This window comes from Pseudomonas sp. ATCC 43928 (genome assembly GCF_005938665.2).
In the GTDB taxonomy this organism is placed as follows: domain Bacteria; phylum Pseudomonadota; class Gammaproteobacteria; order Pseudomonadales; family Pseudomonadaceae; genus Aquipseudomonas.
Map to the genome: position 1 here is coordinate 5,837,880 of NZ_CP041753.1, position 21,901 is coordinate 5,859,780.

Genomic DNA, 21,901 nt, shown 5'->3' on the forward strand with positions numbered 1-21,901 from the left:
CCTAATTCGCGCGGGATTCTGTCGGCACCGCTACGGCAGGGGCAGGCCGATCTGTGCCACGGCGCCACTGTGGCAATCCGATCAACACCACCGCACTGATGATCACCGCCATCGCCAGCGTTTCTTCGATACCGATGGTCTCGCCGACAAACACGATCCCCAGCAACACCGCCACCGCCGGGTTGACGTAGGCATAGCTGGTGGCCGCTGCCGGCCGCACGTGTTTCAACAGGTACATGTAGGCGTTGAAGGCGATGATCGAACCGAAGAGGGTCAGGTACGCCAGCGCCGCCCAGCCTTCGATCGGCGGCAGACTTTCCAGACGCTCACCACTCACCGCACTGCCGATCAGCAACACCACGCCGCCCACCAGCATTTCCACGGCACTGGCCATCGCGCCCTGAGGCAACGGCAAGTGTTTGCTCCACACCGAGCCGAAGGCCCAGGACGCCGCCGCGAACACCAGCAACGCCGCGCCCAACGGGCTCGATTGCAGGTTGGAGCCGAGGTTGAGCATGGCAATACCGATCAGCCCAAGCACAATCCCGGCCCATTCGAGACGGGTATTACGCGCGCCCCAGAAATATCCGCACAACAAGGTAAACAGCGGCACCGTCGCCACCGCCAACGCGGCCACGCCAGAGGCCACGCCCGTGTGTTCGGCGACGCTCACCGCACCGTTACCGCATGTCAGCAGCAAAATCCCGATGATCCCCGCCGCTTTCCACTGCGCCCAGGTCGGCGCCGGCGCCCCGCGCCAGCGCAGGTACGCGTACATCAACGTCCCGGCGAGCACGAAGCGGATACCGGCGAGCAGCAACGGCGGCCAGTACTGCACGCCGATGCGAATCACCAGATAAGTCGACCCCCAAATCACGTACAACGCGAAAAAAGCAGCGATCAGCGGTAAGGAAAAACGGCGTAGACCAGACATGGGCAGCTCGAGGAACAAGACAAGGAGAGCCGCTATTCTAGAAAGGCCAACAGCGGAAAATAAGCTACAAAACCTGTTTATAGCGCCGGTACACTTTTCAAAACACGGAGTTCGACGCTATAAACCGTGCTTTCGAAAGTCAGTCATTTTTCAGGTAGGCCACGATGGACAAATACGACCGCATGCTCCTCAGCGCCCTGTTGGAAAACGGTCGTGCGTCCTACGCCGATCTGGCGCGCAAGGTGAACCTGTCCGCTCCGGCGGTGGCCGAACGCGTTGCCAAACTTGAAGCCTGCGGGGTGATCACTGGTTACCAGGCGACAGTCGACCTGTCCAAAATCGGCCTGCCGATCCAGTGCGTCATCGAACTGCGCCTGAACCAGCACGGTAATCAGAAAACCTACGACGAACTGATCAAAATCCCACAGCTCACCGAATGCCATCGCGTCACCGGCGACCCCTGCGTGATCATGCAAGCGGCGGTGGGCTCGATGCCGGAGCTGGAAGAGTTGATCAACCGGATCGCCACGTTCGGGTTCAGCAAGACCTCGATTGTGTTGTCGAGTGCCATCGAAAAGCGCGTGCCGTTGGGTCAACTGGAGGGGAATGGCAAATAGTTCTCCAGGGTGCTTCTGTCAGAACCCGCGATACCGCTTCAAATGCTCATTGATCTTCGCCGCCGGCACTTTCTGCAGGCTGCACAACAGATCATGGGACAACTCGCGCAACCCGTGCTTTTGCCGCAGCTCTTGCGCCAGATGCGCCGTCAGGTTGGCGGCCATTTCCGCATCGGCCATGGCCCGGTGAGCCTTGCCGGTATTGGGCAGACTGGCGAAGGTAGTGAGGGTGCCGAGTTTGTGGTTCGGCGCGGCGGGCATCAGGCGGCGGGCGAGTAACAGCGAGCAGGCAAAGTTCTGCAGGCGTGTACGTTTGATTCGCCCAAGCTCGTAGTCCCAGAACTTCTGGTCGAACGCAGCGTTGTGCGCCAGCAGCGGCGTAATGCCGACAAATTCGTTGACCTCGTTCATCACCTGCTCGGCCGAGGGCGCAGTGCGCAGCATGGCGTTGCTGATGCCGGTCAGTTGTTCGATGAACGCCGGCACCCGCACGCCGGCATTCATCAGGCTTTGGTAACGCTCGACGATGCGCCCCTGCTCAAGAATCACCACGGCAATTTCCGTGGCCCGGCAGCTGCTGCTCGGGGAGATCCCGGTGGTTTCAAAGTCGATGACTGCTATGCGTTCCAAACCTGTTTCAACTCCGTAAAAATCAATTCTTGAGCAGCAACGCGCCTTCGATCGGTACGTAACGACTGGCGGCGCGGATCAGCGAGTTGGCCGTCAGGCCCGGCACGCCGTAGGCCACCGCCTGCACACCGTGCTTGGCGATGATGCGCTCCAGCAGCATGTCGAAATCACCGTCGCCAGAGGCCAGCACCACTTCGTCGACATGGTCGGCGGCGTCCATGATGTCGAGGGTGATGCCCACGTCCCAGTCGCCTTTGGCCGAACCGTCGCTGCGCTGGATGTAGGGCTTGAGCTTCACGACGAAGCCGAGGTTGCGCAGGATCTGCTGGAACTGCTGCTGTTTGCTGTCGCCACGATCGATCGCATAGGCATAGGCCTCGACGATCTGCCCCTGCTTGCTGACGTCAGCCCACAAAGCGGCGTAGTTGAAGTGGCAACCATAGGCCTGACGCACGGTGTAGTAGAGGTTCTGGACATCGGCGAACACTGCGATTTTTTTCACCGTACATCCTCTCTGCGCGTTGGCGCGCGGGGTCGTGGCGCACAGGCGCGCGGGCTGGATCAGGCTCCAGGCCCGAAAAGTCGCCCAGTATGCCAGCCAGAAGGATTGTTCCGCGAATAATCGGCCCGGAGCGCCATGGCGCTCCGGACGAATGGCAGGTCAGATGAAGGAGTCGTCGTCATCGCCACCGAAGAACGATGAACTGTCATCATCGTAATCCGCGTCGGTGAAACCGCCCTGATCGCTGGAGTTGTCAGCCACGCGCTGATCATTGCCCCAACCGCTGCTATCGCTCTGATCGTTGACCTTGGCCGGTTCTTCCTTGATGACTTCAACCACTTCCGGCTGCTGATTGTGATGGAACAGGCTGCTGATGCCTTGCGCCAGCATCACGCCACCGGCCACACCCGCTGCCGTTTTCAATGCACCGCCGAGGAAACCGCTGCCGACAGGCTGTTGCGGTGCGTAATTCTGCTGAGGTGGCGCTCCGAAATTCTGCTGAGCAGGCGGTGCACCGAAGTTTTGCTGCGGCTGCGAGTTGAACGACGGCCGTCCTGGTTCACGCCAGCCGCCATTCGAGGGGGCTGCGCTTTGAGTCGGCGCAGGCTGCGGATCACGGGAAGCGCCGCCGAAAATGCTCGACAAAAAGCCGCCGCTGCTCGGTGCCGGTGCCGCTGTCTGCGCCTTGGCCTGTTGCAGTTCGGCCTGCAATTGCTGCACTTGCTGGGTGAGTTGCTTGTTCTGTTCGTCGAGGCTCTTGATGGCTGCCTCTTGCACCAGAATCGCCTGGGTCATGAAATAGCCCGCCGCTGGTTGGCGAGTCAGGTGTTCCTTGATCCGCGCCTCGGCCTGGGCGTCGCGCGGGGCTGAGTCCGTTTCGGCCTGTTGCAGCCGGGAAAACAGTCCATCGATCAGGGTTTGTTCTTCGCTGTTCATGGCGACCTCGTAGATTGCCGGGAATATCAGTGCCCTCACCCACAGTGGATAAGGTGCTCACCAGTAATGGGGCTGATACAGGATGTTTCAATGACCTTTACCGAACGTTTACGTTTGTGCCCCGAAGGGGTTGATCGGTTAAAGTGAGGCACTGCTTTCAACCTGCGATACCGACTGATGAATTCGTTCGATGTACTGCGTGACTCTCTGTATTTCTTCAAGCGCAATCTGAGCCAGATCGTGCAGCTATGCCTGCCGCTGGTGATTGTCGAGGCGCTGCTGCAACAAGTGGTCGACCGCTCCACCGGGCCGGACAGTTTCGCCGGCATCAGTGTGATTGTCGGCTTGCTGGTGTATCCGCTGTACACCGCCGCGCTGATCCTGTTTCTCGATGCCCGCAGCCGAGGCGAATCGCCGCGTACCCGCGACCTGTTGGCAGCCGCTGCGACCCTGTGGCCGCGCTTCGCCGTGCTGACCGCCCTCAATACGTTGCTGATCCTGATCGGCCTGTCGCTGTATTTCCTGCCGGGCATCTGGCTGATGGTGACGCTGGCGTTCGGCGAGTACCTGTTGGTGCTGCGCGGCCTGGCACCGCTGGCGGCGATGAAGGAAAGCCTGCGCCTGACCCGTGGGCATTTCATACGCATTCTGGTGTGCATTCTGTGCGTGATGGGCCCGCTGTGGGTGCTCAAGGGAGCGACGCTGGCGGTTTACCCCGAGCCACAGAACCCGGTGATCTCCCTGCTGATCGACAGCGCTCACAGCTTTCTGCAACTGTTCACCAGCGTGGTGCTGTTCCGTTTGTTCATGCTGATTGGTGACGCGCCCGAGAAATCTGATGAGCGGCTCTGACCGCTCTACCCTTGGGCTTTGGCGCTGCTCTCGGTTATGCTCGGGGTCAATCTTGTAACGCGATAAGCCGAGCTATGCCCCGTCTACTGCGCTACACCCTGCTGGGCCTGCTGATCGCCATCAGCCTGATTGCAATGCTGATCTACAGCCTGACCTGGCGCCCCGACGCCAAGGAAGCGCTGCCGGTCAGTTGCAACGCCCAGGCGCCGACGCTGGTGCCCGGTCAGGCGTTGAAGGTGATGACCTGGAACGTCCAGTATCTGGCCGGCAAGCGCTACGTGTTCTGGAACGACCTGACCGCAGGAGACGACGAATCCCCTACACCTGAAGACATGGCCTTCAGCCTCGACGAAGTGGCGCGGGTGATTCGCGACGAGCAACCGGACATCGTGCTGTTGCAAGAACTCGATGACGGCGCCAAGGCCAGCGACTACCAGAACCAGTTCAAATTACTTCAGGATCGGGTCACCGACCTGTATCCGTGCACCACTCAGGCCTTCGACTGGAAAGCCGACTTCGTACCTGAACCGCATATTTTCGGCAGCGTTGGCCGGCAATTGGCGACCCTGAGCCGCTACCGGATCGAACACGCCGAACGCCTGCAATTGCCGGTCGCGCCGGCCAATGTCATCAGCCGTCAGTTCAAGCCGAAAGACGCCTTGCTGGTCACGTACCTGGCATTGAACGACGGTGGCCAGATGGCCGTGCTCAACACCCATCTGGACCGCACCAGCCAGCTCGACGATACCTTGCAATCCCAGGTGACCGCCGTGGCCAAGGTGCTCGACAAGTTCGAAAGCCAAGGCACGCCGTGGTTGATCGGTGGAGATTTCAACCTGTTGCCGCTGGGCCAGTATCAACGCCTGCCCGCCGAGCAACGCACGCCCTACTCTGCCGACAGCGCGCTGCATGTGCTGTGGGACAAATACCCGATGATCCCCACCAACAACGAAGCCAGCGGTATCGACCGGGCACAATGGTTGACCCATTACCCGAATGATCCCGGCTTGAACGGGCCGGACCGGACCGTCGATTACCTGTTTTACAGCCCGCGCATCAAACGGGTCGAAGCGCGGGTGCGGCAGGACGATACGTTGCGCATTTCCGATCATTTGCCGGTGATTGCGCGGTTTCTGTTGCCGGCCGCGCCATAAAACACCTGTGGCGAGGGAGCTTGCTCCCGCTCGACTGCGCAGCAGTCGTAAACCGATTGACACCACGCACCTGAAAAATGATGTGACAGAATTTGGGGCTGCTTTGCAGCCCAACGGGAGCAAGCTCCCTCGCCACAAAAATCCGTGCCCTACTTACGAGGCTTAACCCGCGCCGTCGCCTCGGCCACCAGCGGATCATCCGGCCAGTAGTGCTTCGGATACCGCCCCTTCAAATCCTTCTTCACCTCGGCATAGGTGCTGCGCCAGAAGTTCGCCAGGTCCTGCGTCACCTGCACTGGCCGCCGCGCCGGGGACAACAGATGCAGTTTCACCACTTGCCGGCCGCCGGCAATCCGCGGAGTCTCGGCCAAGCCGAACAACTCCTGCAACCGCACCGCCAGAATCGGCGGCTGCTCGCTGTAATCCAGACGAATCGATGAGCCCGACGGCACGCTCAAATGATGCGGCGCCAGCTCATCCAGCCGTTGCGGCAACGGCCACGGCAGCAAGTTGTGAACGATGCTCGACAGGTCCAGATTGGCGAAGTGACTGAGCCGCGAGACTTTCCCCAGATAGGGCATCAGCCAGTGTTCGAGGCTTTTGAGCAATGTTGCGTCGCTGACATCCGGCCATTCGCTCTCGCCTTTACCCGCGAGATCCAACTGCCGCAACAACGCCACCCGCGCCTGCCACTGACGCAGCTCTGGCGTCCAGGGCAACAGCTCCAGACCTTTGCGCCGCACCAGATTCACCAACGCCTGACTGCGAGCACTTTCATCGAGCCCGGTCAGCGGTTCGCGGCTGAGGATCAACTCGCCGACCTTGCGCTGACGCTCGGCCCGCAGCACACCTTCGCGCTCATCCCAATCCAATTGATCGACACACCGCACCTGTTCGGCCAGCACCGAATCAAACAGCGCCGGATCAAAATCCGTCGCCAGATAAATCCGTTCTTCACGCTGGCCCTGACGACTGCCCAGATCGGCGATCACCAGCCACGGTTGCTTCATCAGGCTGTCCGCCTCGGCAAACAACGCCGCACGACCGTTGGCCAGGCGATATTCAGCGCCACCGGCCCGCCGCTGTTGGGCGACCCGATCGGGATAAGCCAATGCCAGCAGCGCACCGAGCCAACGCGGATGTTCGGGATCGTTGACCGGCTCCGACGCTTTGCCGCGCAAATAACCGCGATACTGTCGCGCCAGTTGCCGGGCCCGTTGAACACCGCCCTGCGCACCGCGAGCGGCCCGCTCTTCACCGGATAACAGCACCAGTCGGCTGTGCAGGTCCGCGCCAGCACCACGCAAGATATCGCGCTCACCAAGCAGTGCCGCGACATCACAGGCCATGTCGGCCAGACCGAGCGCCTGGCCACGCAACAGCAAATGGGCGATCCGTGGATGGGCCGGCAGTTCGGCCATGGCCTGACCATGACGGGTCAGCGCTTCGCCCTCCAGCGCACCCAAACGCTCAAGCAGATCCTGGGCCTGTGCATAAGCCGCTGCCGGAGGCACATCGAGCCAAACCAACTGCCCCGGCGTCACGCCCCAACGACCGAGTTGCAAGGCCAGCCCGGCAAGGTCCGCCGAGAGGATTTCCGCACTGGCGTAAGCCGCCAGTTGCTCGTGCTGATCCTGCGACCACAAGCGATAACACACACCGGGCTCCAAACGCCCGGCCCGGCCTGCGCGCTGCGTGGCACTGGCTTTGGAAATCCGTTGGGTATCCAGGCGAGTCATGCCGCTGCCGGGGTCGAAACGCGGCACCCGCGCCAGCCCGGCATCGATCACCACGCGCACACCGTCGATGGTCAGGCTGGTTTCAGCGATGTTGGTGGCCAGCACCACTTTGCGCTTGCCCGCAGGCGCCGGGTCAATCGCCGCCCGCTGCGCCGCCAGGTCCAGTTCGCCGTGCAGCGGGCACAGCAACACCGGCGTGCCCTCGCCCAAGGCATCGGCCAATTGTTGATGCACCCGCCGAATTTCCGCCTGCCCCGGCAGGAACACCAGCAGGCTGCCGGTTTCATCGTTCAGCGCGTCGAGGATGGTCTGCACCACCTTTGGCTCGATGAACTCACCGGGCTGAAACGGCCGGCCCCAGCGCATCGCCACCGGGTACATGCGACCTTCGCTGCGCAGGATTGGCGCGTCATCCAGCAACCCGGCCAGGCGTTCGCCTTCCAGGGTTGCCGACATCAAGAGGATCTTCAGCGGTTGATCGTCGCGGAACAGCTCCCGGCCATTCAGGCTCAGGGCCAGCGCTAGGTCGGCATCGAGGCTGCGCTCGTGGAATTCATCGAAAATCAGCAACCCCACGCCTTCCAGCGCCGGGTCATCCTGCAGGCGCCGGGTGAGGATGCCTTCGGTGACCACTTCGATGCGGGTATTGGGGCCGACCTTGCTGTCAAGACGAATGCGATAACCCACGGTTTCGCCGACCTTCTCGCCCAATTCACTGGCCAAGCGCTCCGCCGCCGCCCGCGCTGCCAACCGGCGCGGTTCGAGCATTAGAATGGTCTGCCCGGCCAGCCACGGCTCATCGAGCAAGGCCAACGGCACCCGGGTGGTTTTACCAGCACCGGGCGGTGCTTCGAGCACGGCTTCGTGGCGCGTAGCGAGGGCTTCACGCAGGGCGGGTAAAACTTCATCAATTGGCAAAGAAATCATGCTGGCTCCCAAACAGAGGGCCGAGTATAACGGCGTTCAGCGCGGTCCTAATTCATATCGACGATGCTTCGTTTCCAGATAACCCAGGAGATTTCAAATGCGTGCTCCCTTTCGCTTGATCGGCGGTGTATTGATCGCGTCCTTGCTGACCCAAATGACCGCCTGCGGTTCGATTTTCTACCCCGATCGCCGCGGCCAGATTGACGGCAAGATTGACCCGGCCATTGCCGCGCTGGATGCAGTGGGCCTGCTGTTCTATATCATCCCCGGCCTGATCGCCTTTGCAGTGGACTTCACCACGGGTGCCATTTACTTCGAGCCCGGCCGGACCGCCCAGGTGGCGCCGGAAAAACTCAAGGAAGCCATCGGCGCCGACGGCAAGGTCGATAACCACAAGTTGCAGACTATTCTCGAAAGTGAACTGGGCCGCAGCTTCCCGCTGGACGATCCGCGTCTGATCCAGCACAAGGGCAGCGCCCAGCAACTGGCTATGTTCGGCCTGCAACCGGCTGCATAATTCGTGCATTTGAAGGAACCACAGCACTGATGACGACCCCTACCGACCACGCCCGCCTGCTGCGGCTGGCGACGCGCGCCTCGGTGGCGGTCGCGTGCATATTGATCATCGCCAAAGCCATCGCCTGGTGGCTGAGCGGCTCGGTGAGCATGCTCGCCGGGTTGACCGACTCAGCCCTCGACGGCATTAGCTCGCTGCTCAACCTGATGGCCGTGCATTACGCCTTGCGCCCGGCCGACGATGATCATCGTTATGGGCACGGCAAGGCCGAATCATTGGCGGGCATGGCTCAGGCGCTGTTCATTGGTGGCAGTGCCGTGCTGATTTCCCTGCAGGCGATCGAACGGTTGAAACATCCGGAACCGATAGGCGCAGCGTGGCTCAGTATCGGGGTGATTGTGTTCTCCCTCGTCCTGACCGTGGCCCTGCTGATGTTGCAGCACCGGGTAATCAAGGCTACCGGCTCCAACGCGGTGAGCGCCGACTCCTTGCATTACCGCTCGGACCTGCTGCTCAACGGCGGTATTCTCGTAGCGCTGGTGCTGGCAGGGTTTGGCTGGCAGCAAGTCGACCCGTGGTTCGGCCTGGGGATCGCTGCTTACATCCTCTGGAGCGCGATTCAAATCGCCCGGGATAGTTTTGCAGTGCTGATGGATGAAGAATTGCCGACCGATGTCAGCCAGCACATGCTCGAACTGGCCTGCAGCGTACCCGGCGTTCTGGGTGCCCACGACTTGCGCACGCGGATTTCCGGCAACCAGTGGTTCGTGCAATTGCATCTGGAATTGCCGGGGGACTTGACCCTGTCAGTCGCCCACGGCATCAGCGATCAAGCCGCCGATGCGATTCATGCCGTCTACCCGCGAGCCGAAGTGCTGGTGCACGCCGACCCGCAGGAAGTGGTGAAGGCCGCCAGGGCTCAGTAACTCACCTGATAACCGCGACTGCTCAGGCAGTTGCCCTGGGCCTGTCGGTAAACTTGCACCACCGACGGATCCGGTCGGTAGGTGGCAGTACGTGGATCGAAACCGCTCTGTTGCACGGCCCAGCGATAACATTCATAAGCGTCCCGGCTGACTTCCTCCGGCGACTGGCCGTTGGCTGGGTACGCCACCACGTCATAACCATTGCTCACCGGTGGCGGCTGCACAGGAGGGTCGACCACGACGTAATCCTGAGTGCTCTCCTGATAGGCGTAATATGCGCCGGCCGCCAGGAACAACAGCGTGCCGCCGATCCACACTTCACGGGCGTAATCGGGCAAGTAGCTGACGCGAATCCCGCGAGGCGGCTGAACCACCACATAACGCGGGCCTTGCGGGCGATACCAGTAGCCACCGGAATAGAAATAATCCTGGCCACGATACGGCACGCGGAAGTGACGCTCCTCCGGGAAGCGGTCGATCACGTACCCAGGACGATACTGCGGGCCGGGGCCCCAGCCTGTGCCGTGCCCCTCCGGACGACCGGGCCAGCGACGGTCATCGTGACGCGGCTCCCGCCCCCCGGTCTGCCATGGCTGGTTGTGATTGTTACGCCACGGTTCGTCCTGATAGTAGCCACGCCGCGGTTCCTGGGTCTGGCGCACGGTATCGGGCCGACTCTGGATTGGCAGATTATTACTCGGTTGTTGCGGCGCTCGCTCCTGAACGTTTGGATCGTGTAGCGGACGGTTCTGCCACTGGCCACCCTGAACGCTGGAGTCGTGCGGCGTACGGTTCTGCCACTGGCCGCCCTGATTGTTGGACTCGTGCGGCGCCCGGTTCTGCCACTGGCCACCCTGATTCTGGTCGTGGCGCTCAAATTGGCGGCTGTTGTCGCCACGAATGATTTCGGTGTTCTGCGGGTGTGGCTGATTGCTGCCGCCACGGCCCTGGCCCTGTTCATTGCCCCGATGATCAGGCCCACGCTGCCCGCCATCGGGGCCGCGGTTCTGTGGTTCATCGGCAAGCGATTGTGCAGTGACACTCACACACAGCAAACCAACACCGGCCAAACGCCAGATGCGCGATTTCATGCTTTTCCTCACGGCGGGTTAGGGCCTGTACGTAAGACTGGGAAAGCGCAGGCCGGTTCTGCAACAGGTTATCAGTCACGTAACTTTTTTATTGAGCGGCTTTTTATTAAGGGCATGCCAAATTGCGGGCAAGAAAAAAGGGAGACCCGTCGGCCTCCCTTTGAGAACTTCGTCCGTGCTCGACGCTTATGACGTCGGCTCACCTCACGCCGTCTTCTGGACAGTGTGTAGCTCGGGGGCCGACGCATCCCCGGTGGGGGTGGCGACCGCAGCTGGCCTGATTGGGCGAGCCGCACTGGACTGTTTGTCCGAGCAGTGATTCTGGTGATAAGAATAGGCCCGGAGCACCGACAGAGGATTGCGAAGATTGCTCAAATAAACATCACTTGCGCAATTTTTAACTCAGGATAGATAATCTGCCGCAATAGTTATGACAAAGGCCTGATTGATGAGCAAACTCGACCGATACGACCTGAGTATTTTGGCGGAATTACAGCGCGACGCGCGCATCTCCAATCAGGAGCTGGCCGAACGCATCGGCCTGTCGCCTTCGCCTTGCTCGCGACGGGTCAAGCAACTGGAAGACGACGGCTACATCTCCCGCCAGGTCGCCTTGCTGGACCGCAAGATGCTCGGCCTGAGCCTGACCGCCTACGTGCTGATCGGCATGGACCGCCATACACCCGAGCGTTTCGAGAACTTCGAAGCCGCCATTCGCACATTACCGCAAGTGCTGGAATGCAGCCTGGTGACCGGGATGGACGCGGATTATCAGCTCAAGGTGGTGGTGCCGGACATGGATCACTATCAAAAGCTGCTGCTGGGGCATCTGACCCGGATTGAAGGGGTGACGAGTGTACGGTCGAGTTTCGTGTTGAACCAGGTGCTCAACAGCACGGAGTTGCCTTTAACTCATTTGCGCAGCTGAGAATGCTTTGTGGCGAGGGAGCTTGCTCCCGTTCGGCTGCGAAGCAGTCGCAAAACCAGTGAACGCAGTGTGCCAGATTAAACCCGGTCGCTGATTTTGGGGCCGCTTCGCGCCCCAGCGGGAGCAAGCTCCCTCGCCACAATCCGACGCAGGTCAATACCCCGCCAATCCCCCTTGGCGTATACTCCCCCGGCCTTTTTAGCCCCGCCCGCGCTGGAGATGTTCAATGGATCCTGCTGTTTTCGAAGAGTGGATGATGACTGGCCTGGTCAGCATCCTGATCATTTTCATGGGTTTCATCGTCTGGGATCTGGCAAAAAAATCCAAAGCCGGACGCTTCGGCTCGTTCATTCTGTTCTTTGTGCTGGGGTTGGGTGTGGCCGCATTCGTGATCAAAAGCGTGGTCATCGGCCTGATCGAATCCGGCACGCTATAAACGCGCCGGCACTTCCTTCCACTGTCCCTGATCGAGCCCTTCGATCGACCAGTCACCGATTTTGACCCGCACCAGGCGCAACGTCGGCAAGCCGACCGCCGCGGTCATGCGCCGCACCTGACGGTTGCGCCCCTCGCGAATCACCAACTCCAGCCAACTGGTGGGCACGCTTTTGCGAAAACGCACAGGCGGGTTGCGCGGCCACAGCTCAGGCTCATCAAGCTGCCGCGCCTCGGCGGGCAAGGTCATACCATCGTTCAGCTCGACGCCCTCGCGCAAACGCTGCAACTGCTCAGCGGTTGGCTCGCCTTCCACTTGCACCCAGTAAGTCTTGGCCAGTTTGTGTTTCGGGTCGGCAATCCGCGCCTGCAGCTGGCCGTCGTTGGTCAGCAGCAACAAGCCTTCGCTGTCGCGGTCCAGCCGTCCTGCCGGGTAAATCCCCGGAATCTCGATAAAGTCCTTGAGCGTCGCCCGCCCTTCGCCGTCGCTGAATTGCGTCAGCACATCGAAAGGTTTGTTGAACAGAATCAGCTTCGGCTCGGCCGGGGGCGCTTTGGCGATACGGCGCGGGGCGGAAGAAGATGACACAGGCTTCACGCCAGGGCGGCGGGAAACGGGACGTTGAGGACGGGACATGGCGAGAAGAACATCTAACGGTCAGGGCTGCTAATGCTAGTGCCCCAACCGTCAAATGACCATGAGAACAATCAGCGGAACGGCGGCTCGTCGAAGCTGCGCAGTTTGCGTGAGTGCAGCGAGTTGAGCTCGGTGCGCAACAGATCCACCGCCTCGATGCCGATCTTCAAGTGCTGGCTGACCGCGCGCTCATAGAACGCGTTGGCCGACCCCGGCAGTTTGATTTCGCTGTGCAGCGGTTTATCCGACACACAGAGCAACGTGCCATAGGGCACCCGCAAGCGATAACCCTGGGCCGCAATCGTGCCGCTTTCCATGTCCACCGCCACGGCGCGGGACAGGTTGATCAGCGGACGCTCCTGCGCCCAGCGCAGCTCCCAGTTACGGTCGTCGTAGGTCAACACGGTGCCGGTACGCAGGCGTTTCTTCAGTTCGTCGCCCTTCTCACCGGTGATGTTGGCCGCCGCTTGCTGCAACGCCAACTGCACTTCGGCCAAGGCCGGAATCGGAATGTTCGGTGGCACCACCCGGTCGAGAATCCCGTCGCGACGCATGTAAGCGTGTGCCAGCACGTAATCGCCAATGGTCTGCGACTGACGCAAGCCGCCGCAGTGGCCGATCATCAGCCAGCAATGCGGACGCAGCACGGCCAAATGGTCGGTGATGTTCTTGGCGTTGGACGGGCCGACGCCGATGTTCACCAAGGTCACGCCATGGCCGTCGCTGGCGATCAGGTGATAGGCCGGCATCTGGTAACGATGCCAGACCACGCCCGCGGCAATCGCCGAGGCTTCGCCGTGGTCCATGCCCTTTTCGATGATCACGTTGCCCGGCAACACCATGCGTACAAAACGCGGGTCTTTGCGCAGTTGTTCCAGGCCATGAACGATGAACTGGTCGACGTAACGGTGGTAGTTGGTCAGCAGAATCCACGGCTGCACATGCCGCCAGTCGCTGCCGGTGTAGTGCACCAGTCGGCGCAGGGAGAAGTCCACCCGCGCGGCATCGAACAGGGCCAATGGCAGCGGGTCGGTGTTTTCCCAATCGTACAAGCCGTCGGCGATGCCATCGGTGGCGGCCGACAGATCCGTACTCGGGAACACCCGCGCCAGTACCGCCGCCGTAACGCCAGAGCCGGCCAGCTCATCGCCCTGCTCGACCACATACGGATAAGGAATGTTTTGCTGGCTGACACCGACTTCCACGGTCACGGTGAAGTCGTGCATCAACGGAACGAGTTGCTCCAGCAGGTATTTGCGAAAGGCTGCTGGATGAGTGACGGTGACGCTGTAGGTCCCCGGCAATTGAACCTTGGCATAGGCGCGAGTGGTCTGTGGGACTTCGCCCTGGCAGAGGTAGGTCAGACGCAACTCGGGATAACGAAACAGGGCACGCTGTTCAGCGTCCGGCTCGACGCGATCCTTGAGATAACGCTTGAGCGCTTGATTCAGCGCTGTGGTTGCACGCTCGTGCAAGACAGCAAGCCGATCAACGGCTTGCTCGGCGGTTTGAACGACAATAAACGCTTCGGTCACGATCAGCTTCCTGTGTTCTGGCTTGCAGACCTTCATCTTGCCTGCATCATCGCTTCACGGGAACAGTGAAAAAAGATCGTAGCCTTCGGCAATTCCTACAGAGGTCCTCGTACACCTGCCGAAGGCTGCGATCTTTTCGCCCTTCAGAAGCCCTGCGGTGTCGAGCGGGCCACAATCGCTTCCACATCCAGCCCACGTGGCAACGTTCCATACACCCGACCGGCCGAACCGAGGCGGCTGGCGATGAACGCATCACTGACCGCCGCATTACCCGCCTCCAGCAACAGCCTGGCCTGAAGCCCCAAGGCGATGTCTTCGGTGAGCTGGCGGGCGCGGTATTGAATGTCGTCGGTGTCCTTGAACGCCTTCTGCAACTGGCCGATGTGTGTGGCCAGGCGTTTGTCGCCATGGCCATCGCCCAACTCGTTGAACAGCACATCGAGCACGCCCGGTTCTTTCGACAACGCGCGCAACACGTCGAGACATTGCACGTTGCCGGAGCCTTCCCACGTCGAGTTGACCGGTGCCTCACGGTACAGTCGCGGCAAGATGCTTTCTTCGACGTAACCGGCGCCGCCCATGCATTCGGCCGCTTCGTTGATCATCGCGGGCGCGCGTTTGCAGATCCAGTACTTGCCCACTGCCGTCACCAATCGAGCGAATTTCGCTTCGTGGTCGTCATCCAGATGATCCAGCGCTCGCCCCATGCGCAGGCTCAACGCCAGGGCGGCTTCGCTTTCCAGGGCCAGGTCGGCCAGCACGTTTTGCATCAAGGGTTGTTCGCTGAGCAACTTGCCACCGACCTTGCGGTGGGCGCAGTGATGGCTGGCCTGGGTCAGGGCCTGGCGCATCAGCGCGCTGGAGCCGACCATACAATCGAAACGGGTCATGGCGACCATTTCGATAATGGTCGGAACGCCCCGGCCCTCTTCGCCGACCATCCAGGCCAGGGCGCCACGGAACTCCACCTCGCTGGAGGCGTTGGACCAGTTGCCGAGTTTGTTTTTCAGCCGCTGTATGTAGAACTGATTGCGCGTGTCATCCGGGCGATGACGCGGCAGCAGGAAACAGGTCAGCCCTTTGTCGGTCTGGGCCAGGGTCAGGAAGGCGTCACACATTGGCGCCGAGCAGAACCACTTGTGGCCCACCAGTTCATACGCCTGGCCCGGCCCACCGCCCCCCACCGGAAACGCCTTGGTGGTGTTGGCCCGCACATCGGTGCCGCCCTGTTTCTCGGTCATCGCCATGCCGATGGTGACTCCGGCCTTATGGGCCATGCCGACATTGCGCGGGTCGTACTCGGTGGCGAGGATTTTCGGCAGCCATTGCCGGGCCAGATCCGGTTGCAGGCGCATCGCCGGGACGCTGGCGAAAGTCATGGTCAACGGGCAACCGCTACCGGCCTCTGCCTGACTGTGCAAATACGTCATGGACGCGCGAGCCACATGAGCGCCCGGTTGCGGATTGGTCCAGGGCAACCCTGTCAGGCCATGCTCCACCGCCGTGTGCATCAACTGGTGATAAGCCGGGTGAAACTCCACCAGGTCGATGCGATGGCCGTAACGGTCATGGCTGACGAACACGGGTTTGTTTTGATTGGCCGCAAACCCGGCCTCCATCAGCGGCCCGCCGGCCAATGCGCCGTAAGCGTCGATCCGCGACTCGGCCCAACCGGCATCGAACCGTCGCGACCATTCCTGCAAAGGCAGGTCGATGCGATAGAGGTTGATGCCATCCAGCGACGGTGGCTGGTTGGTGACTTCGTGGGTTTCGGCGAACTGATGCAGGTTCATGACGGGACTCCTTTGGTCAGCCAAGGGCTTCAGTTAAGCACCGCCCCGAGGCCGAACAAAGTGGCATATCTGCCTAAATGTCGGCGCTTTCGCCTTGTCCAGAACAGAGCACCCGTCGATAGAGCGCGGCCTGCAAGTCCTCGAATTTCACCGGTTTGTTCAGGTAGTCGACCACGGTGTCGCTCGGGCAGTGCACTCGGTCCGCACTCAGGGCAATCATGAACACGGGTAATTCGGCGCAACCCGGCAACGCACGGATCCGGCGGCAGATGGAGGCGCTGTCCGCTGGCGGCAACTGGCAATCGAGCAATACAGCGTCAACGGCTTCACATTGCAATTGATCGAGCGCAGCAAGGCCATTGTCAGCGGTGCGTACCCGGAACCCGAGCTTGAGCAACATGCCGCGCATCACCAATTGATTGATGCTGTTGTCATCGACCAGCAATACCGTGCACTCCTGGGGCAAGCGCAGGCCGGTGGTCTGCCGGGTGATCGAGGGAGCAGGCTCCACCAACGACAGCTCGAATTCGACGTCCAGCTGGAAGCGGCTTCCACGGCCTGGTTCGGAACGGTGGCTCAGGCGCCCCCCGAGCAATTCGACCAACTGCCGACAGATCGCCAGGCCAACGCCAAGACCGCCATATTCACGGGTCATCGAGCCGTCGAGCTGGAAGAAGCGCTGGTACAGCGTCGCCTCCCCCAGATCGGTAAAACCGATGCCGGTGTCGATCACCGCAAAAGACAGCGCCAGCCGACCGGGCTCCGCCGCCGGTTTACCCGTCACCCGCAGCGCCAGACCACCGACTCGGGTGAATTTGATTGCGTTGTCCAGCAAGCATTCCAGGCATTGCGCCAGCTTGCCGCTGTCGCCGAACAAACGATCCGGCAACCCGGGTGCTACCTCGACCTTGAAGTCCAGCGACTTGCTCGACGCATTGCCATCGAACTGCCCGCGCAAAGACTCGACCATACTGCGCAAGCTGAACGTGTCCGGATAGACCTTGAGCTTGCCGGCCTGCAATTCGGTCAGGGTGAGGATGCCGTTGACCATGCGCATCATGTCCCGCGCCGAACCTGCCGCCGTTTGCTGATACTGTTCCAGCTCTGGGTTCATCTCGACGGTCTGCATCAGCTCCAGCGAACCGATCACACCGTTCATGGGCGTGCGCAGTTCGTGGGTCAACGTGGCGAGGAATTCGTCCTTGAGCCTATTGCTGTGAGCCAGTTGCTGGTTCAGCACCTCAAGCTTCTGGCCGGCGTCGAACAACGTCTGTGCCTGATGCTCGCGCATGGCGTTGATACGATCGGCCAGGGCCAGGGACAGCAACGCCACTTCAAGCGCCGAGCCGATCTGGCTGGCGTACATGGTGAGGAACACGTTGGGCAAATACCCCAACACCATCATCGTGTTGACGACGCCACCGAGCAAAAATGCCGACCAGGCAATGATGAAGTAGCGCGCCACCCTCAAGCCACGCCACCAGGCGAAAACCCCGGCAGCGAAAATCACTACGGTAAAGACCAGTGCCAACGCCGTCGCCAGACGCAGGGCCAGGGCGTAACTGGTCATCAGAGATAACCCGACCACCAGCGTACTGAACGCGATCAGCGCCAATAGCACACGGTCCAGCCAGCGGCTGTGGGTGGCCGTCCGCAGGAAGCTGCGGGCGAACTGGCTGCCGAACAACCCTGAACAGCCGATGAAGAACGGCGTCGCGGCATTGGCCCACCACGGATTGTTCGGCCAGAAATACTCCACGGCCGCGCCGTTCACCGACAGCTGATACAAGCCGAACGAGGCGATGTAGACGATGTAATAGAGGTAACTGGTATCGCGCACACTGAGGAAGATGAACAGGTTGTAGACCAGCATCCCCAGCAACACGCCGTAAATCAGCCCCAGCACATAAAGCCGCACCGGCTGCTCTTCAAGGTAAGCAGTGCTCGACCACAAGGTGACGGGCGCCTGGATCGAGCCTTCGCTTTGCAGACGCAGGTACACGGTTTGCGCCTGCCCGGGCGCAAAGCTCAGACCGAACAGATAGTTGTTCTGACGAATTTCGCGAGTGGCGAACGGCAACGCATCGCCCGTCTGTCGGACCAATTGATAGTCGCCGCCAGCATCGGGCAAGTACAAATCAAGGTGATCGAGGGGTGGATAGGCCAATTCCAGCAGCCAGGTCCGTTGCGCCGACGGATTGGTCGGACGGTATTGCAGGTCGATTTTCAGCCAGAACGCCGAACGCGAATAGCCGGCGTTGAGGGTGGCTTTATCGTGGGGTTTGAAGTGCCCGGCCGCGGCTTGCGCACGGACATCGGCAATGGTCGCTTGACCGCCCGGGTCTTCATAAACCTGCATCGTTCGGCCCAGGGGAAGGCTCTGGGTGAACTCGTCGAACTCGACGGCGCTCGCCAGGAGGGGCAAGCACAACAGCAACATCAGCAAATAGCGCATTTAAGCCCCAGCGTGGCCTGTCCGGTTCTGTCAGGAAGCCCCCCATTCCTTTTGAGTAGACGTAAAACCGGTATTACCTGTTATTGGTTTGGATCCACTCTAGCATAGCCGTTAGTGGCCATTGAACACCATTGAATTTTTTCCTAAAAAGGCTCTAGCACGGGCGTTCCAGCGCTATGTATTGAGCTAGAGCTGTTGGCTTGATCAGGATGTGACAATGTCCCGGCGAGTGATGAACACCTGTGGCGAGGGGGCTTGCCCCCGTTCGGCTGCGAAGCAGTCGTAAATCTGCCGACGCGGTGTTCCAGACAGAAGGCAAAGGGGGCGCTTCGCACCCCAACGGGGGCAAGCCCCCTCGCCCACAATGTATCGGCCGGACTGGACGTCGCAACACCCGAAAAACATGTTTGGTGGTAAGCTCGCGCACCATGAATATCTACAGCTCTCGCCCCGTTGTCCTCTGTCTCTCCGGCCACGACCCTAGTGGTGGCGCCGGCTTGCAGGCAGATATCGAAGCCCTGCTTGCCCAGGGTTGCCATGCGGCTCCGGCCGTCACCGCCCTGACCGTGCAAGACACGGTCAACGTCACTGACTTCCGCGTGCTCGATCGCGAGTGGGTACTGGCCCAGGCCAATGCCGTGCTCAACGACTCCGAAGTCGCCGCCGTCAAGCTGGGCATGCTCGGTTCCCTGGAAATGGTCGACACCGTGGTCGAACTGCTTTCAGCGCACCCGCATTTGCCAGTGGTCTGCGACCCGGTGCTGCGTGCCGGCGGTGGCGGACGACTGGGCAAGGACGAAGTCGGCTACGCCATGCGCGAACGCTTGCTGCCGTTGTCGATCATCGCCACCCCTAACCTTCCCGAAGCCCGCATCCTCGCCGAACTGCCCGAAGGCAGCGCCGACGAATGCGCGGAAAAGCTCCTGCCATTCGTCAAACACCTGCTGATCACCGGCGGCCATGGCGACGAACACGAAATCCACAACCGCCTGTACAGCCGCGACGGTCGCCGCGAAACCTTTACCTGCCAGCGCCTGCCCGGCAGTTATCACGGTTCCGGTTGCACGCTGGCCAGCGCCCTCGCCGGTCGCCTGGCCCAGGGTGAACACCTCGCCAGTGCCGTACAGAGCGCGCTTGACTACACTTGGCGCACCCTGCGAGATGCGGAACAACTGGGCAAAGGCCAGTTCGTGCCCCGCCGCCTGCCGCTGGATTTCTGTTCGTAACTTTCGATGCGTAAAGCGCAGAGGCTTGTCCGATGAAACTACGTGGCCTGTACGCCGTTACCGACAGCCAGTTGCTTGCCGGTAAATTTCTACCGTATGTAAAAGCAGCGTTGGACGGCGGTGTCACCTTGCTGCAATACCGCGACAAAAGCAGCGACGAGGCCCGCCGCCTGCGCGAGGCCGAAGCCCTGCGCAACTTGTGTGAACTCTATAAAACCCAGCTGATCATCAACGACGACGCCGAACTGGCCGCGCGACTGAATGTCGGCGTGCACCTGGGCCAGACTGATGGCCCACTGATGCCGGTGCGAGCACTGCTCGGGCGCCAGGCGATCATCGGCTCGACCTGCCACGCGCAACTCGAACTCGCCGAACAAGCCGCCAAGGAAGGCGCCAGTTACGTCGCCTTCGGCCGCTTCTTCAATTCCAACACCAAGCCCGGCGCACCGGCATGCAGCCTCGACCTGCTCGACCAGGCCCGCAGTAAGCTGCACCTGCCGATCTGTGCGATCGGCGGCATCACCCTGGACAACGCTGCCCCGCTGGTGGCCCACGGCGTCGATCTGCTGGCGGTGGTGCATGGCCTGTTCGGCGCCGAGAGCACGGCTGAAGTGACGCGTCGCGCCCGCGCCTTTAACGAATTGTTCAAATCCTGATTTTGAGAGCCAAATAATGTCTCGTTCCGAAACCCTGTTTGCCAATGCCCAGAAACACATCCCCGGAGGCGTGAACTCGCCTGTTCGTGCGTTCAAGAGCGTTGGCGGCACGCCGTTGTTCTTCAAACACGCCGAAGGCGCCTACGTCACCGACGAAGACGACAAGCGCTATGTGGATTACGTCGGTTCCTGGGGCCCGATGATTCTCGGCCACAGCCACCCGGACGTGCTGGATGCGGTGCGCAAACAGCTTGAGCACGGCTTGTCCTACGGCGCCCCGACCGCGATGGAAACCGAGATGGCCGACCTGGTCTGCTCGATCGTGCCGTCGATGGAAATGGTGCGCATGGTCAGCTCCGGCACCGAAGCGACCATGAGTGCGATCCGTCTGGCCCGTGGTTTCACCGGTCGCGACAGCATCATCAAATTCGAAGGCTGCTACCACGGTCACTCCGACAGCCTGCTGGTCAAGGCCGGTTCCGGCGCCCTGACCCAAGGCGTACCGAGCTCGGCCGGTGTACCGGCGGCGTTCGCCAAACACACCCTGACCCTGCCGTTCAACGACATCGACGCAGTAGAAGCCATGCTCGCCGAAGTCGGCCAGGACGTGGCCTGCATCATCGTCGAACCGGTGGCCGGCAACATGAACTGCGTACCGCCGGCACCGGGTTTCCTCGAAGGCCTGCGGACCCTGTGCGACAAGCACGGCGTGGTGCTGATTTTCGACGAAGTGATGACCGGTTTCCGTGTCGCCCTCGGCGGAGCCCAAGCCTATTACGGCGTAACACCGGACCTGAGCACCTTCGGCAAGATCATCGGTGGCGGCATGCCCGTGGGCTGCTTCGGCGGCAAACGCAAAATCATGGAACACATCGCGCCACTGGGCCCGGTCTACCAGGCCGGTACGTTGTCGGGCAACCCGCTGGCGATGGCGGCTGGCCTGACCACGCTGCGTCTGATCAGTCGTCCGGGTTTCCACGCCGAACTGAGCGACTACACCAGCCGCCTGCTCGATGGCCTGCAACAGCGCGCCGATGCCGCCGGCATTCCCTTCGTGACCACTCAGGCCGGCGGCATGTTCGGTCTGTACTTCAGCGGCGCCGACGACATCGTCACCTTCGATGACGTGATGGCCAGCGATGCGAACCTGTTCGGGCGCTTCTTCCACCTGATGCTCGAAGGCGGCGTGTACCTGGCGCCGAGCGCCTTCGAAGCCGGCTTCACCTCGATCGCCCACGGCGAAACCGAGTTGAAACTGACGCTGGACGCCGCCGAACGTGCCTTCGCCGCACTGAAGTAAATCTGCGACGCTGACGTTGGCGATTGCCAGCGTCAGCTTTCACCTACATCCGCTCCCTTTTTCCTGCTCAGCTGCCAATAATCCCCCGCAAAGTGGGTGATATAGTCCCCG

Annotated in this window: 20 protein-coding genes; 10 read left to right on the plus strand and 10 right to left on the minus strand. The window is 61.2% G+C overall.

Features of this window, described 5'->3' with window-relative positions; genetic code table 11:
• Window position 1: 1 nt before the first annotated feature.
• Entirely contained in the window at window positions 2-934 is a 933-nt protein-coding gene (gene yedA / locus FFH90_RS26880) for a drug/metabolite exporter YedA (RefSeq protein ID WP_018925786.1), read from the minus strand.
• A 164-nt stretch (window positions 935-1,098) separates the two neighbouring features.
• Between yedA and FFH90_RS26885 the strand changes: the two genes are divergently transcribed.
• On the plus strand, window positions 1,099-1,551 hold the full coding sequence (locus FFH90_RS26885; protein WP_138866347.1) for an Lrp/AsnC family transcriptional regulator: 453 nt from the start codon (window positions 1,099-1,101) through the stop codon (window positions 1,549-1,551).
• 18 nt (window positions 1,552-1,569) lie between these two features.
• Here FFH90_RS26885 and FFH90_RS26890 read toward each other — a convergent pair whose 3' ends face one another.
• From FFH90_RS26890 to FFH90_RS26900, 3 genes are all read right to left on the minus strand, one after another.
• Window positions 1,570-2,181, minus strand: a complete 612-nt coding sequence (locus FFH90_RS26890) for a PolC-type DNA polymerase III (RefSeq protein WP_018925784.1) — start codon at window positions 2,179-2,181, stop codon at window positions 1,570-1,572.
• A 22-nt stretch (window positions 2,182-2,203) separates the two neighbouring features.
• Window positions 2,204-2,683 carry an NYN domain-containing protein gene (locus tag FFH90_RS26895; protein ID WP_018925783.1) on the minus strand — a complete coding sequence of 160 codons (480 nt, stop codon included), beginning with the start codon at window positions 2,681-2,683 and terminating at the stop codon, window positions 2,204-2,206.
• A 159-nt stretch (window positions 2,684-2,842) separates the two neighbouring features.
• Window positions 2,843-3,619: a DUF2076 domain-containing protein gene (locus FFH90_RS26900; protein WP_138866348.1), complete on the minus strand. Its 777-nt coding sequence runs from the start codon at window positions 3,617-3,619 to the stop codon at window positions 2,843-2,845.
• A gap of 177 nt (window positions 3,620-3,796) precedes the next feature.
• Between FFH90_RS26900 and FFH90_RS26905 the strand changes: the two genes are divergently transcribed.
• Together FFH90_RS26905 and FFH90_RS26910 are read left to right on the plus strand one after the other, a co-directional pair.
• Complete coding sequence (locus tag FFH90_RS26905) at window positions 3,797-4,471, plus strand: YciC family protein (RefSeq protein ID WP_138866349.1); 675 nt, start codon at window positions 3,797-3,799, stop codon at window positions 4,469-4,471.
• Between the two features lie 74 nt (window positions 4,472-4,545).
• Window positions 4,546-5,625 carry an endonuclease/exonuclease/phosphatase family protein gene (locus tag FFH90_RS26910; RefSeq protein WP_138866350.1) on the plus strand — a complete coding sequence of 360 codons (1,080 nt, stop codon included), beginning with the start codon at window positions 4,546-4,548 and terminating at the stop codon, window positions 5,623-5,625.
• A gap of 149 nt (window positions 5,626-5,774) precedes the next feature.
• Here FFH90_RS26910 and hrpB read toward each other — a convergent pair whose 3' ends face one another.
• Window positions 5,775-8,291 carry an ATP-dependent helicase HrpB gene (gene hrpB, locus FFH90_RS26915; protein WP_138866351.1) on the minus strand — a complete coding sequence of 839 codons (2,517 nt, stop codon included), beginning with the start codon at window positions 8,289-8,291 and terminating at the stop codon, window positions 5,775-5,777.
• A 97-nt stretch (window positions 8,292-8,388) separates the two neighbouring features.
• On the opposite strand from hrpB, the gene FFH90_RS26920 reads away from it, so the two are divergent.
• Window positions 8,389-8,808: a hypothetical protein gene (locus tag FFH90_RS26920; RefSeq protein ID WP_018925778.1), complete on the plus strand. Its 420-nt coding sequence runs from the start codon at window positions 8,389-8,391 to the stop codon at window positions 8,806-8,808.
• Window positions 8,809-8,837: 29 nt separating this feature from the next.
• Window positions 8,838-9,734: a cation diffusion facilitator family transporter gene (locus FFH90_RS26925; protein ID WP_111454211.1), complete on the plus strand. Its 897-nt coding sequence runs from the start codon at window positions 8,838-8,840 to the stop codon at window positions 9,732-9,734.
• Here the strand turns inward: FFH90_RS26925 and FFH90_RS26930 are convergent.
• Window positions 9,728-10,825: a DUF6515 family protein gene (locus FFH90_RS26930; RefSeq protein WP_138866352.1), complete on the minus strand. Its 1,098-nt coding sequence runs from the start codon at window positions 10,823-10,825 to the stop codon at window positions 9,728-9,730. The genes FFH90_RS26925 and FFH90_RS26930 overlap by 7 nt on opposite strands.
• Window positions 10,826-11,273: 448 nt before the next feature.
• Between FFH90_RS26930 and FFH90_RS26935 the strand changes: the two genes are divergently transcribed.
• Both FFH90_RS26935 and FFH90_RS26940 read left to right on the plus strand, forming a co-directional pair.
• A complete protein-coding gene (locus FFH90_RS26935; RefSeq protein ID WP_007937367.1) occupies window positions 11,274-11,753 on the plus strand; it encodes an Lrp/AsnC family transcriptional regulator in 480 nt (159 codons plus the stop codon).
• A 226-nt stretch (window positions 11,754-11,979) separates the two neighbouring features.
• Window positions 11,980-12,189 (plus strand): DUF2788 domain-containing protein, encoded by a 210-nt coding sequence (locus tag FFH90_RS26940; RefSeq protein WP_007937369.1) that lies wholly within the window; start codon window positions 11,980-11,982, stop codon window positions 12,187-12,189.
• Here FFH90_RS26940 and FFH90_RS26945 read toward each other — a convergent pair.
• From FFH90_RS26945 to FFH90_RS26960, 4 genes are all read right to left on the minus strand, one after another.
• Window positions 12,184-12,750, minus strand: coding sequence for a pseudouridine synthase (locus FFH90_RS26945; RefSeq protein WP_167331180.1), 567 nt, complete (start codon window positions 12,748-12,750; stop codon window positions 12,184-12,186). The two genes, FFH90_RS26940 and FFH90_RS26945, sit on opposite strands and share 6 nt — an antisense overlap.
• Window positions 12,751-12,896: 146 nt before the next feature.
• Window positions 12,897-14,396 (minus strand): AMP nucleosidase, encoded by a 1,500-nt coding sequence (gene amn / locus FFH90_RS26950; protein WP_168206186.1) that lies wholly within the window; start codon window positions 14,394-14,396, stop codon window positions 12,897-12,899.
• 107 nt (window positions 14,397-14,503) lie between these two features.
• Window positions 14,504-16,153: an acyl-CoA dehydrogenase family protein gene (locus tag FFH90_RS26955; RefSeq protein ID WP_138866353.1), complete on the minus strand. Its 1,650-nt coding sequence runs from the start codon at window positions 16,151-16,153 to the stop codon at window positions 14,504-14,506.
• Window positions 16,154-16,226: 73 nt separating this feature from the next.
• On the minus strand, window positions 16,227-18,608 hold the full coding sequence (locus FFH90_RS26960; RefSeq protein ID WP_111454208.1) for a hybrid sensor histidine kinase/response regulator: 2,382 nt from the start codon (window positions 18,606-18,608) through the stop codon (window positions 16,227-16,229).
• A gap of 428 nt (window positions 18,609-19,036) precedes the next feature.
• Between FFH90_RS26960 and FFH90_RS26965 the strand changes: the two genes are divergently transcribed.
• From FFH90_RS26965 to hemL, 3 genes are read left to right on the plus strand one after another with little or no spacing between them, the layout of a single operon-like run.
• Window positions 19,037-19,834 carry a hydroxymethylpyrimidine/phosphomethylpyrimidine kinase gene (locus tag FFH90_RS26965; RefSeq protein ID WP_138866354.1) on the plus strand — a complete coding sequence of 266 codons (798 nt, stop codon included), beginning with the start codon at window positions 19,037-19,039 and terminating at the stop codon, window positions 19,832-19,834.
• A gap of 32 nt (window positions 19,835-19,866) precedes the next feature.
• A complete protein-coding gene (gene thiE / locus FFH90_RS26970) occupies window positions 19,867-20,490 on the plus strand; it encodes a thiamine phosphate synthase (protein ID WP_138866355.1) in 624 nt (207 codons plus the stop codon).
• A 16-nt stretch (window positions 20,491-20,506) separates the two neighbouring features.
• On the plus strand, window positions 20,507-21,790 hold the full coding sequence (hemL, locus tag FFH90_RS26975) for a glutamate-1-semialdehyde 2,1-aminomutase (protein ID WP_018925769.1): 1,284 nt from the start codon (window positions 20,507-20,509) through the stop codon (window positions 21,788-21,790).
• Window positions 21,791-21,901 lie beyond the last annotated feature (111 nt).

Coding starts and splice junctions, on each gene's coding strand:
- yedA (WP_018925786.1), bottom strand. CDS start 934: ATGTCTGGTCTACGCCGTTTTTCCTTACCGCTGATCGCTGCTTTTTTC.
- FFH90_RS26885 (WP_138866347.1), top strand. CDS start 1,099: ATGGACAAATACGACCGCATGCTCCTCAGCGCCCTGTTGGAAAACGGT.
- FFH90_RS26900 (WP_138866348.1), bottom strand. CDS start 3,619: ATGAACAGCGAAGAACAAACCCTGATCGATGGACTGTTTTCCCGGCTG.
- FFH90_RS26905 (WP_138866349.1), top strand. CDS start 3,797: ATGAATTCGTTCGATGTACTGCGTGACTCTCTGTATTTCTTCAAGCGC.
- FFH90_RS26910 (WP_138866350.1), top strand. CDS start 4,546: ATGCCCCGTCTACTGCGCTACACCCTGCTGGGCCTGCTGATCGCCATC.
- hrpB (WP_138866351.1), bottom strand. CDS start 8,291: ATGATTTCTTTGCCAATTGATGAAGTTTTACCCGCCCTGCGTGAAGCC.
- FFH90_RS26920 (WP_018925778.1), top strand. CDS start 8,389: ATGCGTGCTCCCTTTCGCTTGATCGGCGGTGTATTGATCGCGTCCTTG.
- FFH90_RS26925 (WP_111454211.1), top strand. CDS start 8,838: ATGACGACCCCTACCGACCACGCCCGCCTGCTGCGGCTGGCGACGCGC.
- FFH90_RS26930 (WP_138866352.1), bottom strand. CDS start 10,825: ATGAAATCGCGCATCTGGCGTTTGGCCGGTGTTGGTTTGCTGTGTGTG.
- FFH90_RS26935 (WP_007937367.1), top strand. CDS start 11,274: ATGAGCAAACTCGACCGATACGACCTGAGTATTTTGGCGGAATTACAG.
- FFH90_RS26940 (WP_007937369.1), top strand. CDS start 11,980: ATGGATCCTGCTGTTTTCGAAGAGTGGATGATGACTGGCCTGGTCAGC.
- amn (WP_168206186.1), bottom strand. CDS start 14,396: ATGAAGGTCTGCAAGCCAGAACACAGGAAGCTGATCGTGACCGAAGCG.
- FFH90_RS26955 (WP_138866353.1), bottom strand. CDS start 16,153: ATGAACCTGCATCAGTTCGCCGAAACCCACGAAGTCACCAACCAGCCA.
- FFH90_RS26960 (WP_111454208.1), bottom strand. CDS start 18,608: ATGCGCTATTTGCTGATGTTGCTGTTGTGCTTGCCCCTCCTGGCGAGC.
- FFH90_RS26965 (WP_138866354.1), top strand. CDS start 19,037: ATGAATATCTACAGCTCTCGCCCCGTTGTCCTCTGTCTCTCCGGCCAC.
- thiE (WP_138866355.1), top strand. CDS start 19,867: ATGAAACTACGTGGCCTGTACGCCGTTACCGACAGCCAGTTGCTTGCC.
- hemL (WP_018925769.1), top strand. CDS start 20,507: ATGTCTCGTTCCGAAACCCTGTTTGCCAATGCCCAGAAACACATCCCC.